The sequence below is a fragment of the Lysobacter sp. M2-1 genome (genome assembly GCF_022662495.1).
In the GTDB taxonomy this organism is placed as follows: Bacteria; Pseudomonadota; Gammaproteobacteria; order Xanthomonadales; family Xanthomonadaceae; genus JAKPBU01.
In genome coordinates, this window is the sequence record NZ_JAKPBU010000005.1 from 18,108 (window position 1) to 31,419 (window position 13,312).

The window sequence follows — 13,312 nt, forward strand, 5'->3', positions numbered from 1 at the left end:
GCACCCATGGCCAGCCTGGGCATGAACGACGTCAAGACCGGACAGAAGATCCTGGTCAACAACGAGCCGTGCATCATCACCGAGACCGAATACGTCAAGCCGGGCAAGGGCCAGGCCTTCACCCGCATCAAGTACCGCAACATCAAGAATGGGCGCGTCGTCGAACTGACCATGAAGGCGACCGACAACCTCGAAGTGGCCGACGTGGTCGATACCGACATGCAGTACCTCTACGGCGACGGCGAGTACTGGCACTTCATGAACCCGGAAACCTTCGAACAGGTCCAGGCCGACAAGGCCGGCATGGGCGGCGCCGAGAAGTGGCTCAAGGGCGAGGAGGAATGCGTGGTGACGCTGTGGAACGGCGTGCCGATCGCGGTGCAGCCTCCGAATTTCGTCGAACTCAAGATCACCGAAACCGACCCTGGCGTGCGCGGCGACACCTCCGGCGGCGGCGGCAAGCCGGCGACGCTCGAGACCGGAGCGGTGGTGCGCGTCCCGCTGTTCGTGGGCCAGGACGAGATGATCAAGGTCGACACCCGCAGCGGCGAATACGTCAGCCGGGTGAAGTGACTGATTCATAGCGCCCGCATCGCGGGCGAGTGATGAATCAGTCATCCCCGCGCAGGCGGGGATCCAACCACATTGATGTTTGCGCGTCGTCGTGGATGCCTTAAGGACACCGGATTCGCGCCTTCGCGGGAATGACGAGCAAGAAGCAGAATGACGGATCATGCCACCCCAGAGCCCTGCGACCTGCTGATCGAAGCGGGCTTCGTTGTCCCGGTCGAACCGCATGCCGTGGTCCTCACCGACCACGCCGTGGTGGTGCAGGGCAGCGTGGTGCTCGCGGTGTTGCCGGTCGCAGAGGCACGGGCGCGCTTCGACGCGGCGGAAATCGTTTCGCGACCGGACGCCGCGCTGATGCCGGGCCTGGTCAACGCGCATGCCCACAATCCCATGACTCTGCTGCGCGGCATCGCCGACGACATGCCGCTCAAGGCCTGGCTGCAGCAGCACATCTGGCCGATCGAGGCCGCGGTCATGGGTCCGGACTACGTGGCCGACGGCGTAACCCTGGCCATCGCCGAGATGCTGCGCGGGGGCACCACCTGCTGCAACGAAAACTACTTCTTCCCGGACGTGCAGGCGGCCACCTACAAGCGCCATGGCTTCCGGGCGCGCGTCGGCCTGCCGGTGATCGATTTCCCCAGCGCCTGGGCCAAGAGCGACGACGAATACTTCGACCGCGCCGGCGAAGTGCACGACCAGTGGCGCGGAGATCCGCTGGTCGCCACCGCGTTCGCACCGCACGCGCCCTACACCGTGGACGATGCCAACTTCGAACGCGTGCGCATGCTCGCCGACCAGCTGGATGTGCCGGTCCACCTGCACCTGCACGAGACCGCGCAGGAAGTGCAGCAATCGATCGAGGAGCACGGCCAGCGCCCGATCGCGCGCATGGACCGGCTCGGCCTGCTCAACGACCGCCTGATCGCGGTGCACATGACCCAGCTCACCGAGGCGGAAATCGCGCTGTGCGCCGAGCGCGGCGTGAGCGTGGTGCACTGCCCCGAATCCAATCTCAAGCTGGCGTCCGGCTTCTGCCCGGCCTGCGCACTGCAGCGGGCGGGCGTGACGCTAGCCATCGGCACCGACGGCGCTGCCAGCAACAACGACCTGGACATGATGGGCGAGATGCGCACCGCGGCGATCCTGGCCAAGGCGGTCGCACAGGATGCCGCCGGCTTCGATGCGTTCAGCGCGCTGCGCGCCGCGACCCTGGGTGGAGCGAAGGCGATCGGTTTCGACCACCTGATCGGCTCGATCCAGCCGGGCAAGCAGGCCGATCTGGTCTGCGTCGACCTGGCCGCGCTGGAAACCCAGCCGTTGCATCACGTCGTGTCGCAGCTGGTCTATGCGACCGGGCGCCATCAGGTCAGCGATGTGTGGATCGCAGGGCGGCGCAAGCTGCGCGACCGGCAGCTGGTCGACATGGACGAGGTCGGCATCATCGCCAACGCGCGGCAGTGGCGCGAGCGGATCGGCGCGATTGACCTGCCGGGATGAGCCCGTGCCCGGGTCTGCGAGAATGGTCGGTATGAGCGACGCAACGCCATCCCCAAACGACAACTTCCGCCAGAGCGAACTCGACAAGTTCAATGATCTGGCGCAGCGCTGGTGGGACGAGAACGGACCGCAGAAGGCGCTGCATGCGCTCAACCCGGCGCGGCTGGGCTATGTCGCCGGCCGCATCGACCTGCAGGATGCGCGGGTGCTCGACGTCGGCTGCGGGGCCGGCCTGCTGAGCGAGGCGCTGGCGAAATCCGGTGCGCAGGTCACGGCCATCGATCTGGCGCCCGACCTGATCAAGGTGGCGAAGCTGCACCGGCTCGAGTCCGGGGTCGAGGTCGACTACCGCCTGCAGTCGGCCGAGGCGCTGGCCGCCGAAGCGCCGGCGAGCTTCGATGCGGTCACCTGCATGGAGATGCTCGAGCACGTGCCCGATCCGGGCGCGATCCTGGCCGGCTGCGCGGCCCTGCTCAGGCCGGGTGGACGGCTGGTGGTGTCCACGCTCAACCGCACCCCGGCGGCGTTCGCGCTCGCCATCGTCGGCGCCGAATACGTGGCCCGGATCCTGCCCAGGGGCACCCACCAGTACCGCGACTTCATCAAGCCCTCCGAGCTGGCCAAATGGCTGCGCGAGGCCGGGCTGGAACTCGAGGACGTCAGTGGCCTGATGTACGAACCCTGGCGCAACAGCGCACGCGTGGTCGCGCGTACGGATGTCAACTACCTCGCCTGCGCGCGCAAGCCCGAAGCCTGACGTGAGCGTTCGCGCAGCGCCCACTGCCCGCTTCCCGAGGCTCGCCCTGTTCGACCTCGACGGCACCCTGCTCGACAGCGCGCCGGACATGGCGGCCACGGTCAATCGCATGCGCGCAACACGCGGCCGCGGTCCGATGCCGCTGGAGGAATTGCGCCCGCATGTGTCGAGGGGTGCGCGTGCGATGAGCGCGGCGGCCTTCCCCGAACTCGGCGGCGAGGTGCCGCCGGAGACGATCCGGGAATTCCTCGATGCGTACGAACTGGAGCTGGGACGCAGCGGCGCGCCGTTCGATGGGGTCGACGAGCTGCTGCGTGCGATCGAGGACGACGGCGCGCGGTGGGGCATCGTGACCAACAAGCCCGAGTACCTGGCCAGGCAGTTGCTGCCGATGCTGGGCTGGCAGGAGCGCTGCGCGATCCTGATCGGCGGCGACACCCTGGCGCAGCGCAAGCCGCACCCGCTGCCCCTGACCCATGCCGCCGCGGTCCTGGATGTGGAAGTCGAAGACTGCGTCTACGTGGGCGACGACGAGCGCGACATCGCCGCGGCGCGTGCCGCGGGCATGCGCTCGGTGGTGGCGCTATGGGGCTACCGACTGCCGCACGAGGTGCCGGCGGAATGGGGCGGCGACCTCATTGCTGAAACCCCCATCGATCTGCACCGGGCCGATCGCTGGCCGCGATGAGCGATCGCAGCGGCTTCGAGGACTTCGCCGCGAAGTGGCGGGCGCGCTGGCCGGAGTGGGCCATCGCGGAAGTATTCGCGCCGGTGGCGCAGCGGGACGTCGCGGCGGCCTGGTTCGCCCTGCTGCAGGAATTCGCCGACGCCGCCTGGGGCGGCAGCGATCCGGCGCCTGGGCTGGCGAAGCTGGCCTGGTGGCAGGAGGAGCTGCGCGGCTGGGCGAAGGGCGCGCAGCGCCATCCGTTGGGCAGCGTGCTCCGGCCCCGACCGGCTCCCTGGGGCGCGATGGCCGACGCGATGCCCGCGCTGCGCTACCGGGAACTCCCGCGCGACCCGGCCGCTGCGCTGGCCGTGCTCGAACCCCTGGGGGAGGGCTGCGCCGGGATCGAGGCCGTCCTGTTCGATGCCTCTTCCTCAGCCACGGGTGCGGTGATGGCGATGCTGGCGGGCGCCGCGGTCGATGCCGGAGGTGCCAGCTCCGCGGCCGCGCTGCGCGCCCGCTGGTCCGGCGGGCCCGCGGTGGCGATCCCGGCCCGGTTGCGTGACCAGATCGTGCGCCGGCGCCTGGAAGCCGCGGCCACGGGCGCGGCGTGGCAGCCGGCCAAGCGCTGGGGCACCCTCTGGGGCAGCTGGCGCGCCGCGCGCAACTGAGCGTTTCGCGCGGGTTCGGGGCAGGCCGGCGGCGGATCGCTACAATTTGCGCTTCGTTTCGCCCCCGCCTGCATCCGTGACCCCAGGAATCCCACGCCCGCTGCCCGATGTCGCCGCCGATGCGGTCGCGCTTGCGCGGCCGCTCGACTGGGTCGGCATGGACGGGATCGCACTGCCGCTGCGCGTCCAGTCCGACGACGGCAGCACGATCCAGGTCGCGGCGGCCGTGGACGTGGCGGTCGACCTGGTGGATGCAGCCGCGCGCGGCATCCACATGTCGCGCCTGTACCTGCAACTGCAGCAGGCGCTGGCCAGCGAGCCGGTCACGCCGGCCGGCCTGCGCCGCGTGCTGCAACTATTCGTCGAATCGCAGCGCGGCGCCTCGACGCGCGCACGCCTGGCGATCCGCTACGACCACCTGCTGCTGCGCAAGGCACTGGCCAGCGACAACGCCGGCTGGAAGCGCTATCCGCTGGTGATCGAAGCCGAGCTCCTCGACGGCCACCTGCACCTGGCGCTGCGTTTCGCGGTCGAGTATTCGAGCACCTGTCCCGCATCGGCCGCCCTGTCGCGCCAGCTCAACGCCGAGCGGTTCGCGGCGGACTTCGCCGCGGCGCGGCCGCTGTCCACCGCGGTGGTGCACGACTGGCTCGCATCCGAGCGCGGCCTGGCCGCAACCCCGCATGCGCAGCGCAGCCGTGCCAACATCCGGGTCGAACTGAAGCCGGCCTTCGAGGTGCTGCCGGTGACCGCGTTGATCGATGCGGTGGAAGCCGCGCTGGCAACGCCGGTGCAGACGGCGGTCAAGCGCGAAGACGAACAGGCCTTCGCGGAACTCAATGCGGCCAACCTGATGTTCTGCGAGGACGCCGCTCGCCGCGTGGCCGCAGCCCTTTCGCAAGATCCACGCGTACTGAGTTTCGATGCCACCGTGTCGCATCTAGAGAGCTTGCATGCGCACGATGCGGTCGCTCGGGTCTCGGGGGTCGGCGCAAGCTGATCGTCGCCGCGGGCAGCGGCGACAGGGCGGCCAGTGCGCTAGCATGGCCGGATGGGGAAGGGGGATCCCAAGGGTGCCACGCGATGGCGCGGCTGGCTGCTGCTGGCGGCCTTGACGGCGTGCGCGTCGCTGCGAGCCGGGGCGCTGGAAGTGGCGCGCCTGCCGACGCCGGCGGAGCCAGCGCAGGTTCTCTCCGGACAACTGGATGGCCAGTTCCAGGTCCGCCCCGTCGCCGTGGTCCAGGAGGTCTCCCACCAGCCGCGTTGGTGGCGGGTACGCACGAGTGCCCGCGTGGATACCCAATCCGAACCCCTGCTGCTGCTCGATGGCCCGTACATGACCCGGGTGGAAGCCTGGACGCCGGGCGCCGCGACCCCAACGCGACACGCCATCTATGGCGATGACATGGATCTGCGGTATTCCTCGCGTGCCCTCGCCATTCCCTTGCCGCAGGGCCTGCCCGCCGGTGCATCCGTCTACCTGCGCGTGAGCGCGCCCGGCGCGGTGCCGATGGCGGTCTCAGTGCAGGGCCGAGATGAGGTGCATCGCGCCGACCTCATCTACGTCGCCTGGCGCACCATGATCCTCAGCGCCATGGTGGTATTGGCGCTGCTCGCGCTCGCGTTCTGGGCGGGGGTGGGCGAGCGCAGTTTCGCGTTCCTCGCGCTGACCCTTACCTGCGCCGCGCTCTACATCGCGGCCATGGGCGGGGAAATGCGCGGCATTCCATGGCTGGATGCGCTGTTCGGGCAGGATCCACGGGCAACCCGGGTGGTGGGTTGCCTGGGTGTGATGGCGAGCAATGTGTTCATGCGCATGTTCCTCGACCTCAGGCGCCAGGCGCCTCGGATCGACCGGATCCTGCATTGGCTGACGCTGGCGATGGGCGCGACGGCGCTGTTGAACCTGGCGATGGATCGCGGCGAGTTCGCGATGTTGGGCAACCTGCTGCTGGTGCTGTCGGCGCTCGCCGTGTTCGCCGCGGGTGCGGCGACCAGCCTGAAGGGCCATCGCGCCGCGCGCTTCCTGCTGCTGTCATGGCTGCCGCTGATCGTGATGTGCATTCTCAAGGCGCTGCAGCTGATGGGTTTCATCGCCGGCGCCAGCTGGCTGACGCATGCGCTGGCCGCGAGTTTCGCGCTCGCCGGGCTGCTGCTCACGATCGGGTTGTCGGACAAGCTGCTGCAGCTGCGCCGCGACCGCGACCACGCCAGCCGGCAGGCGAGCACCGATCCGCTGACCGGCGTGCTGAGCCGTGGCGCCATCGAACGGCGGCTCAAGGAAGAAATCGCCATCGTCCAGGCCACCGGACGGCCATTGTGCGTGGCATTCGTCGACATTGACCACTTCAAGGGCATCAACGACACCCACGGACACCACGTCGGCGATGCCTGCCTGAGTTACATCGGCCAGCGCGTGCGCAACCGCCTGCGCACCCAGGACCTGCTTGGCCGATACGGTGGCGACGAGTTTCTCGTGCTGATGCCCGATACCGCGCTGGCCGATGGCGCAGCGCGGTCCGAACAGATGCTGGCGGCGGTGAACTGCCGCCCGTTGTCGATCGATGGATTGCTGGTGGCCGGCAGCCTGAGCATCGGCCTGGCCCAGCTGCGCGCCGGCGAAACCGCGCAACAGCTGCTCGCCCGCGCCGACGCGGCCCTGTACGCGAGCAAGGCGGCAGGGCGCGATCGCGTCAGCAGCGAACTTTCCCCTCAGGCAAACGCACAGGCACGCGCATGATCGAAACCGTCGGTACATCCAGCACTCAAGCTGTGGCAGCAAGCGACCTGCAGGTCGGCGATGTGCTGTTGATGCTGGGCGAAGGGCCGCTGTCCCAGCTCATCGCCTGGTGCGGCGACTCCATCTACAGCCACGCCGCGCTGGTCGCCGATGGTGGCGATCTGATCGAAGCGTCCGCCAGCGGCGTGCGGCGTTATCCGTTGGTGCAACGACTCGCCGACGAGGTCAACTATCACTATATCGATGCCTTTCGCCCGCTGGCCCACGACGGCAGTGTGCTGGACGATGGCGATCGCGCGCTGGTACTGGCGCACGCGCAATCGCTGCTCGGCATTCCCTATCCACTGGACATGCTAGCGACCCTGGGCGTGGTGCTGGCGGTGCGCGGCAAACTGCCTGGAGATCCGGCCGTGCGGCTGGTGATACGCGAGGCGCTGGATCACGTGATCCGCAACGATCCCACCCATATGGTCTGCAGCGAAGTGGTGTACCGAACCTTCGCCGAATGCGCAGCCGATCCGCGCGGAAGTCTGGCGCCTCGGATCGTACTGGAGCCTCGCGGCACGGCACCGTTCCCGGATATCGACTGGAAGGCGTTGTGGGACGAGGTCTGGCCATTGCTACGGCCGGAACGGCAGCAAGCGCTGCGGGCTGCAGCACCACAGACGGCTGCCAGGGCTGGGGCGCCGCCTTCCGCAATCGTGGCCCCGGTGGGCGCGGCCGACAATGCCGCCATCGAGGACGACGCATTGCAGGCCGAGCTGGCGCTCGCTCGACAGGCCTTGGGCGTCCCGACGTTGCCGCCGCTGGCCAGGGCTGCGCGTGGCGCCGGCGGACAGCAGCCAATTCCCGATCCCAATCCCAAGCTCGTGACGCCGCTCGATCTGGCCGCGACCCCCTCGCACACCGCGCTGGGCAGGCTGATGCAGCGGCCGGGCGGCTAGCCGGATCCATGCGCGCGTTTCGCGCTGCGCGCCGTCAATCGCGCCGGGCGCGTTCGAGCACCAGGATCGACGCGCACGTCGAACCGCGCTGCGGGTGGACTCGCTCGCCGATGCAACCGGCGCGCCGCAGCGCGGGAGGAATCACGGCTAAGGGGCGGAGGCTTGTCGCGTTCGAGGACAAGGAGCGCGTCGAAGCGCACATCGAACCGCGCCGCTACTGCACAACACGCGCGCTTTATCCTGGAACGCGCCGCGGCGCGCGATAATGGCGACGCTTCGAGATCTACTGTCCGCGCTCGAGCACCAGCAGCGGGTCGATGCGCACATCGAACCGCGCCGCCACTGCACAACAGGCGCCTAGCTCTGAACGCGCCGCAGCGCGCGATATCGCTGGCGCTGCGGGAATTTACTGTCCGCGTTCGAGCACCAGCAGCGGGTCGATGCGCACATCGAACCAGTTCATCCCCCAATGCAAATGTGGCCCGGTCGCGCGCCCCGTCGCACCGACCGCGCCGATGACGTCGCCCTGCTTCACGGTATCGCCGACCTTCACGTCGATCCGCGAGAGGTGCAGGAAATTACTGCTGATGCCGTGACCATGATCGAGCACCACGGTGCCGCCGGTGAGATAGAGGTCGCCGTCGGCGAAGCTGATCACGCCATCGGCCGGCGCCTTGACCTGGGTGCCGTTCGGCGCTGCGATGTCCATGCCCGAATGCGGCGATTTGGGAGTGCCGTTGTAGACGCGCTGGTTGCCGAAGCGCCCGCTGACGCGGCCTTCGACCGGGCGAATGAAGTGTTGGGCGAAGCCGACACGCTCATCGTCGCGAGTGCGCACTGCGCTCACGAGCGCCTGTTCGCGCGCAATGCGGTCGGCGATCGCCTTGGGTGGGTTAACCGTGGCCGGTGGCACGCCGTCGATCCTTTCGATGGGCCAGTCGCGCGGAACGATGGCGATGCGATGCTCGATCCAGTCGCTGGCGGGCTGCCTGATCCGCAGTACGGCTTCCCCGGTGGCGTCGCGGCCGATGCCGAACGCGAAGCTGCCGTAGGGCGTCACCCGCAGGCTGCGGCCCGCATACTCGACGATCGCAGCCGGGTGGGTATTGCCGATCACCATCGCGCCCTGCGAGGCAGACGCCGGCAGTCGTGTCGCGCGGGCAGGGATCGCGCCGTCGCCGCCGATCGGCACATGCGGCCCATCTTTGGCCACCTGTGCGACGGCGCAACCGGCGGCGGCGAACCATGCGACGACGAACAGGGCGATGCCGCGCGGGGTCACCGCGCGAACCCCAGCCGCTGCCCCCCCGGTTCGCCAAGCAGTTTGCGACCATCCCACGCCAGCATGCCATTGACCCAGGTCGAGGCGATCCTGGTGTGGAAGGTCGTGCCTTCGAAGGGCGACCAGCCGCATTTGGACAGCACGTCTTCGCGCTCCACGGTATATGGCGCGTCGTCCACCATGACCAGATCGGCCCAGTACCCTTCGCGCAGGAAGCCGCGCTCGGATACATCGAACAGCTGTGCCGGCGCATGCGCGAACTTCTGCACGACCTGCGCATTGGTCAGGCGTCCGGCACGCACCAGTTCCAGTGCGGCATTCAGCGCGAACTGCACCAGCGGCAGTCCGCTGGGCGCCTGCAGGTAGGGCCGTGCCTTCTCCTCCAGCGTGTGCGGCGCGTGATCGGTGGCGAGCACATCGATCACGTCCGAGGCCAGCGCATCGATCAGCGCCTCGCGGTCGGCAGCGTCCTTGATCGCAGGATTGCACTTGATCAGATTGCCCAGGCGCGCGTAATCCTCGCGCGCGAAGTGCAGGAAATGCACGCAGGTCTCGGCGGTGATGCGCTTGCGCGACCCGTCTTCGCGGATCAGCGGGCCCCGCTCGAACAGGGCCAGTTCGTCGGCGGTGGAAATGTGCAGCACGTGCAGCCGGCTGTCGTGGCGGCGCGCCAGCTCCAGCGCGAGCCGGGTCGACTTGATGCAGGCTTCGCGCGAACGGATGTCCGGATGCGCACCCACAGGGATGTCGTCGCCGTACTCGCCGCGGTATTTGGCCAGCATCGCGTCGATGGTCGGCGTGTCTTCGCAATGGGTGATGATCGGCGTGGGCGCCTCGCGGAAGATGCCATTGAGGGTGTCCGGATCGTCCACCAGCATGTTGCCGGTCGAGGCTCCCATGAACACCTTGATCCCCGGGGCAGCCTTGGGGTCCAGCGCCCGGATCGCAGCCAGGTTGTCGTTGCTGGCGCCCATGTAGAAGCCGAAGTTGCCCCAGGCCCGACCGGTGGCGCGCCGGTACTTGTCTTCCAGCGCGTCGCGATCCAGCGTGGGCGGCGACGTGTTGGGCATGTCCATGAAGCTGGTCAGGCCGCCGGCCACGGCGGCCGCCGACTCGCTGGCGATATCGGCTTTGTATTCCAGGCCCGGCTCGCGGAAATGCACCTGGTCGTCGATCATGCCGGGCATCAGCCTGCGGCCTGCGGCGTCGATGACCGTTTCACGTTCGCCTGCAGACAGCCCGCTGCCGATTTCGGCGATGCGGCCGCGCGAGATGCGCAGGTCGCCGTCGAACTCGCGGCCTTCATTGACCAGGCGGGCGTTGACGATCAGCGTGTCCGACATTCAGTGGTTTCCATGCTGGTGGGGCAGATCGGGCACCGGATCGTGCCCGCCCGGGTTGAGCGGATGGCAGCGGCCGATGCGACGCAGCGCCAGCCAGCCGCCGCGCAGGGCGCCGTGGCGGGCGATCGCCGTCATCGCATACTCGGAACAACTGGGCGTGAACCGGCAGCGCGGGCCGAGCAGGGGGCTGATCAGGCGTTTATAGCCACGCAGCAGGGCGATGAGCAGGCGGTCGATCACAGGCTTTGCACGGCGCGGCGCGCAGTCTCGCGCGGTTGCCGAGGTAGGGCTCGCAGGGTATAACAGCGCGCTTTCCCGCACTAGGGAACCAGAAGGACGTATAGGAAGTGGCAGTCAAGAAACCCGCAAAGAAGGCCGCGAAGGCCGTCAAGAAGCCCTCCCGGCCTGCAGCGAAGAAGGCGCCCGCCAAAAAGCCGACCGCCAAGAAGGCGCCCGCGAAGAAGCCGGCGCCGGCCCAGAAGGCCGCCGTGAAGAAGACAGCTGCCAAGAAGCCGGCCGCTGCGAAGAAGCCGGCCCCGAAGAAGCAGGTCGCCAAGCCCGTGAAGAAGGCGGCGCCGGCCAAGGCGGTGGCCAAGAAGGTGCAGCCGGCCAGCAAAACCGGACCGGTCGCCAAGCCGGCCAAGACGACACCGGCGCCTTCCAAGCCCGATGTGGCCAAGGCCGCACCCGCGCCGAAGCCAGCGCCCGCAGCCAAGTCCGACAAGGCCAAAGCGCCTGCCAAGCCCGCCCCACAGCCGGCGAGCGAACCGGCCAAGGCGCCCAGGGCACCGGTGGTCTCGCGTCCGCTGGGCAAGGTAGCCGTGGCGGTTACCGCCAGACCCGCCGCGCCCGCTCCCAAGGGTAAAGTCAAGGTGGTGAAGTACGACACCGATGAAACCGGCCGTCCGATCGTGCCCAACGGCTACAAGCCGGGGCCGGACGAGGAATACATGAGCCCGCTGCAGCTCGAATACTTCCGCCAGCGCCTGATGCAGTGGCGCGCGGATTTGGTGGAAGAGTCCAAGCAGACTATCGAGAACCTCAAGGACGAAGTGCGCGACATCGGCGATGAAGCCGAGCGGGCCACCCGCGAGACCGAAAACTCGCTGGAACTGCGGACCCGCGATCGCTACCGCAAGCTGATCGGCAAGATCGACAGCACGCTCAAGCGCGTGGATTCGGGCGAGTACGGCTACAGCGTCGATTCAGGCGAGGAAATCGGCCTGGAACGCCTGGAAGCCCGCCTCACCGCCGAGCGCACCATCGACGAGCAGGAGCGCTGGGAGCACCTGCAGAAGCAGATCGGCGACTGAAGCGCGCGTGACGCCTGTCGCAGCAGGGATATTCCGGGGAAGCCTCGCGCAAGCGGGGCTTTTCCGTTTGCGGGGCAGGCGCTGATGGGCGGGACTCGCTGCCTTGGCGTGGCCGCTGCGGCTGACGGTGGCCTTCACCAGGGCATCGATGCGATCAGGCGGGAGCAGCAGCTGCCCGCGGCATTCCCAGCCGAAGTGGAGCAAGCCGCCGCGCACGCGGCTGCCGCGCCACGACTGCCGGATCTGGATCGCACCGACATCGCGCTGGTCACCATCGATCCGGCGGGGGCGATGGATCTGGACCAGGCCCTGCATGTCGAGCGGCGCGGCGACGGCTACCGGGTGCATTACGCGATCGCCGATGTCGCCGCGTTCTTGCGCCCGGGCGACGCCATCGACCTGGAAGCGCATCACCGGGGTGAAACGCTGTATGGCGCCGACGTCAAGATCCCGCTGCATCCGAAGCGGCTGTCGGAAGGCGCGGCATCGCTGTTGCCGGACCAGGTGCGCCCGGCCCTGCTGTGGACGATGGACCTGGACGGGACCGGCGAGGGCGTCGTCGTCGACGTGCGCCGGGCGTTGGTGCGCAGCCGCGCGCGCTTCGACTATGCCGGGGTGCAGGCCGACGTGGATTGCGGCCGGGCAGATCCCATGTGGGACGTGCTGCGCGAGATCGGCATGCTCAGGAAACGACGCGAGCAGGACCGTGGCGGCATCAGCCTGCCCCTGCCGGAGCAGGAGATGGACGAACGCTCCGGCCGATGGACGCTGGACTACCGCGCGCGCCACCCGGTCGAGGACTGGAACGAGCAGATTTCGCTGCTCACCGGTATGGCCGCCGCGCATCTGATGCGGGAGGGCGGGGTAGGCCTGCTGCGCACCCTGCCGCCGCCGCCTTCCTGGATGCTGCAACGCCTGCGTCGCGGCGCGAAGGCGCTGCGCCTGGACTGGCCTGAGGATCTGGCCTACCAGGACTTCATCCGCTCGCTCGATCCCAACGATCCGAAGGCGATCGCGATGATGGTGACCTGCACCACGCTGCTGCGCGGCGCGGCCTACGTCGCCTTCCATGGCGAGCCTCCGGAAAACGCCGGCCACTGGGCGTTGGCATCCGAATACACCCATGTCACTGCGCCGCTGCGGCGGCTGGTCGATCGCTACACCGGTGAAGTCTGCCTGTCGCTATGCGCGGGCCGACCGGTTCCCGATTGGGTCACGTCGGCACTGCCGACCTTGCCAGCGACGATGCAGCGCTCCGCACAGCGTGCCGGCCGTTTCGAGCGTGCGGTGATCGACCTCGCCGAAGCGCTCACCCTGGCGCCACGGGTGGGAGAGGAGTTCGACGGCAGCATCGTCGAAGTTGAGAAGGACAAATCCCGTGGCGTGGCGATGCTGCGCGAACTCGCCATCGAGGCGCCGGTGCAGGGCGATTCGCCGCTGCCCTTGGGAGAAGGGGTGAGCTTGCGTCTGGTCGAAGCTGACCCGGGCACGCGCGTCGTGCGTTTCGAATTGGCGACGCCGTAGCGCA

At 68.6% G+C, this 13,312-nt stretch carries 13 protein-coding genes; 10 read left to right on the top strand and 3 right to left on the bottom strand.

All coding sequences use genetic code 11. From position 1 onward, the window contains the following. The first annotated feature begins 6 nt into the window (after positions 1-6). From efp to MC375_RS11040, 8 genes are all read left to right on the top strand, one after another. A complete protein-coding gene (gene efp / locus MC375_RS11005; RefSeq protein WP_242103449.1) occupies positions 7-573 on the top strand; it encodes an elongation factor P in 567 nt (188 codons plus the stop codon). Between the two features lie 150 nt (positions 574-723). Next, positions 724-2,070 carry a TRZ/ATZ family hydrolase gene (locus MC375_RS11010; RefSeq protein WP_242103450.1) on the top strand — a complete coding sequence of 449 codons (1,347 nt, stop codon included), beginning with the start codon at positions 724-726 and terminating at the stop codon, positions 2,068-2,070. 31 nt (positions 2,071-2,101) lie between these two features. Continuing rightward, positions 2,102-2,827 carry a bifunctional 2-polyprenyl-6-hydroxyphenol methylase/3-demethylubiquinol 3-O-methyltransferase UbiG gene (ubiG, locus tag MC375_RS11015; protein WP_242103451.1) on the top strand — a complete coding sequence of 242 codons (726 nt, stop codon included), beginning with the start codon at positions 2,102-2,104 and terminating at the stop codon, positions 2,825-2,827. Position 2,828: 1 nt separating this feature from the next. Further along, positions 2,829-3,515 carry a phosphoglycolate phosphatase gene (gene gph / locus MC375_RS11020; RefSeq protein ID WP_345779282.1) on the top strand — a complete coding sequence of 229 codons (687 nt, stop codon included), beginning with the start codon at positions 2,829-2,831 and terminating at the stop codon, positions 3,513-3,515. Beyond that, positions 3,512-4,162: a phytoene/squalene synthase family protein gene (locus MC375_RS11025; protein WP_242103452.1), complete on the top strand. Its 651-nt coding sequence runs from the start codon at positions 3,512-3,514 to the stop codon at positions 4,160-4,162. Before gph ends, MC375_RS11025 begins: the two co-directional genes overlap by 4 nt. A 76-nt stretch (positions 4,163-4,238) precedes the next feature. Further along, positions 4,239-5,162, top strand: a complete 924-nt coding sequence (folE2, locus tag MC375_RS11030) for a GTP cyclohydrolase FolE2 (RefSeq protein WP_242103453.1) — start codon at positions 4,239-4,241, stop codon at positions 5,160-5,162. A gap of 51 nt (positions 5,163-5,213) precedes the next feature. Further along, positions 5,214-6,902 (top strand): GGDEF domain-containing protein, encoded by a 1,689-nt coding sequence (locus tag MC375_RS11035; protein WP_242103454.1) that lies wholly within the window; start codon positions 5,214-5,216, stop codon positions 6,900-6,902. Continuing rightward, positions 6,899-7,846 (top strand): hypothetical protein, encoded by a 948-nt coding sequence (locus tag MC375_RS11040; RefSeq protein WP_242103455.1) that lies wholly within the window; start codon positions 6,899-6,901, stop codon positions 7,844-7,846. The genes MC375_RS11035 and MC375_RS11040 overlap by 4 nt, the downstream gene beginning before the upstream one ends. A 406-nt stretch (positions 7,847-8,252) precedes the next feature. Here MC375_RS11040 and MC375_RS11045 read toward each other — a convergent pair whose 3' ends face one another. From MC375_RS11045 to yidD, 3 genes are all read right to left on the bottom strand, one after another. After that, positions 8,253-9,038, bottom strand: coding sequence for a M23 family metallopeptidase (locus tag MC375_RS11045; RefSeq protein WP_343223570.1), 786 nt, complete (start codon positions 9,036-9,038; stop codon positions 8,253-8,255). An 86-nt stretch (positions 9,039-9,124) separates the two neighbouring features. Continuing rightward, positions 9,125-10,471 carry a dihydroorotase gene (locus MC375_RS11050; RefSeq protein WP_242103456.1) on the bottom strand — a complete coding sequence of 449 codons (1,347 nt, stop codon included), beginning with the start codon at positions 10,469-10,471 and terminating at the stop codon, positions 9,125-9,127. Next, positions 10,472-10,711, bottom strand: a complete 240-nt coding sequence (gene yidD / locus MC375_RS11055) for a membrane protein insertion efficiency factor YidD (protein WP_242103457.1) — start codon at positions 10,709-10,711, stop codon at positions 10,472-10,474. A gap of 107 nt (positions 10,712-10,818) precedes the next feature. On the opposite strand from yidD, the gene dksA reads away from it, so the two are divergent. Together dksA and MC375_RS11065 are read left to right on the top strand one after the other, a co-directional pair. Continuing rightward, positions 10,819-11,784: an RNA polymerase-binding protein DksA gene (gene dksA / locus MC375_RS11060; RefSeq protein ID WP_242103458.1), complete on the top strand. Its 966-nt coding sequence runs from the start codon at positions 10,819-10,821 to the stop codon at positions 11,782-11,784. Between the two features lie 84 nt (positions 11,785-11,868). Continuing rightward, positions 11,869-13,308, top strand: coding sequence for an RNB domain-containing ribonuclease (locus MC375_RS11065; protein WP_242103459.1), 1,440 nt, complete (start codon positions 11,869-11,871; stop codon positions 13,306-13,308). The last annotated feature ends 4 nt before the right edge of the window (positions 13,309-13,312 follow it).

Excerpts from the sequence above, each read along its gene's own strand:
- MC375_RS11010 (WP_242103450.1), top strand. The coding sequence starts at position 724 with ATGACGGATCATGCCACCCCAGAGCCCTGCGACCTGCTGATCGAAGCG.
- MC375_RS11035 (WP_242103454.1), top strand. The coding sequence starts at position 5,214 with ATGGGGAAGGGGGATCCCAAGGGTGCCACGCGATGGCGCGGCTGGCTG.
- efp (WP_242103449.1), top strand. The coding sequence starts at position 7 with ATGGCCAGCCTGGGCATGAACGACGTCAAGACCGGACAGAAGATCCTG.
- MC375_RS11050 (WP_242103456.1), bottom strand. The coding sequence starts at position 10,471 with ATGTCGGACACGCTGATCGTCAACGCCCGCCTGGTCAATGAAGGCCGC.
- MC375_RS11040 (WP_242103455.1), top strand. The coding sequence starts at position 6,899 with ATGATCGAAACCGTCGGTACATCCAGCACTCAAGCTGTGGCAGCAAGC.
- MC375_RS11025 (WP_242103452.1), top strand. The coding sequence starts at position 3,512 with ATGAGCGATCGCAGCGGCTTCGAGGACTTCGCCGCGAAGTGGCGGGCG.
- MC375_RS11065 (WP_242103459.1), top strand. The coding sequence starts at position 11,869 with ATGGGCGGGACTCGCTGCCTTGGCGTGGCCGCTGCGGCTGACGGTGGC.
- ubiG (WP_242103451.1), top strand. The coding sequence starts at position 2,102 with ATGAGCGACGCAACGCCATCCCCAAACGACAACTTCCGCCAGAGCGAA.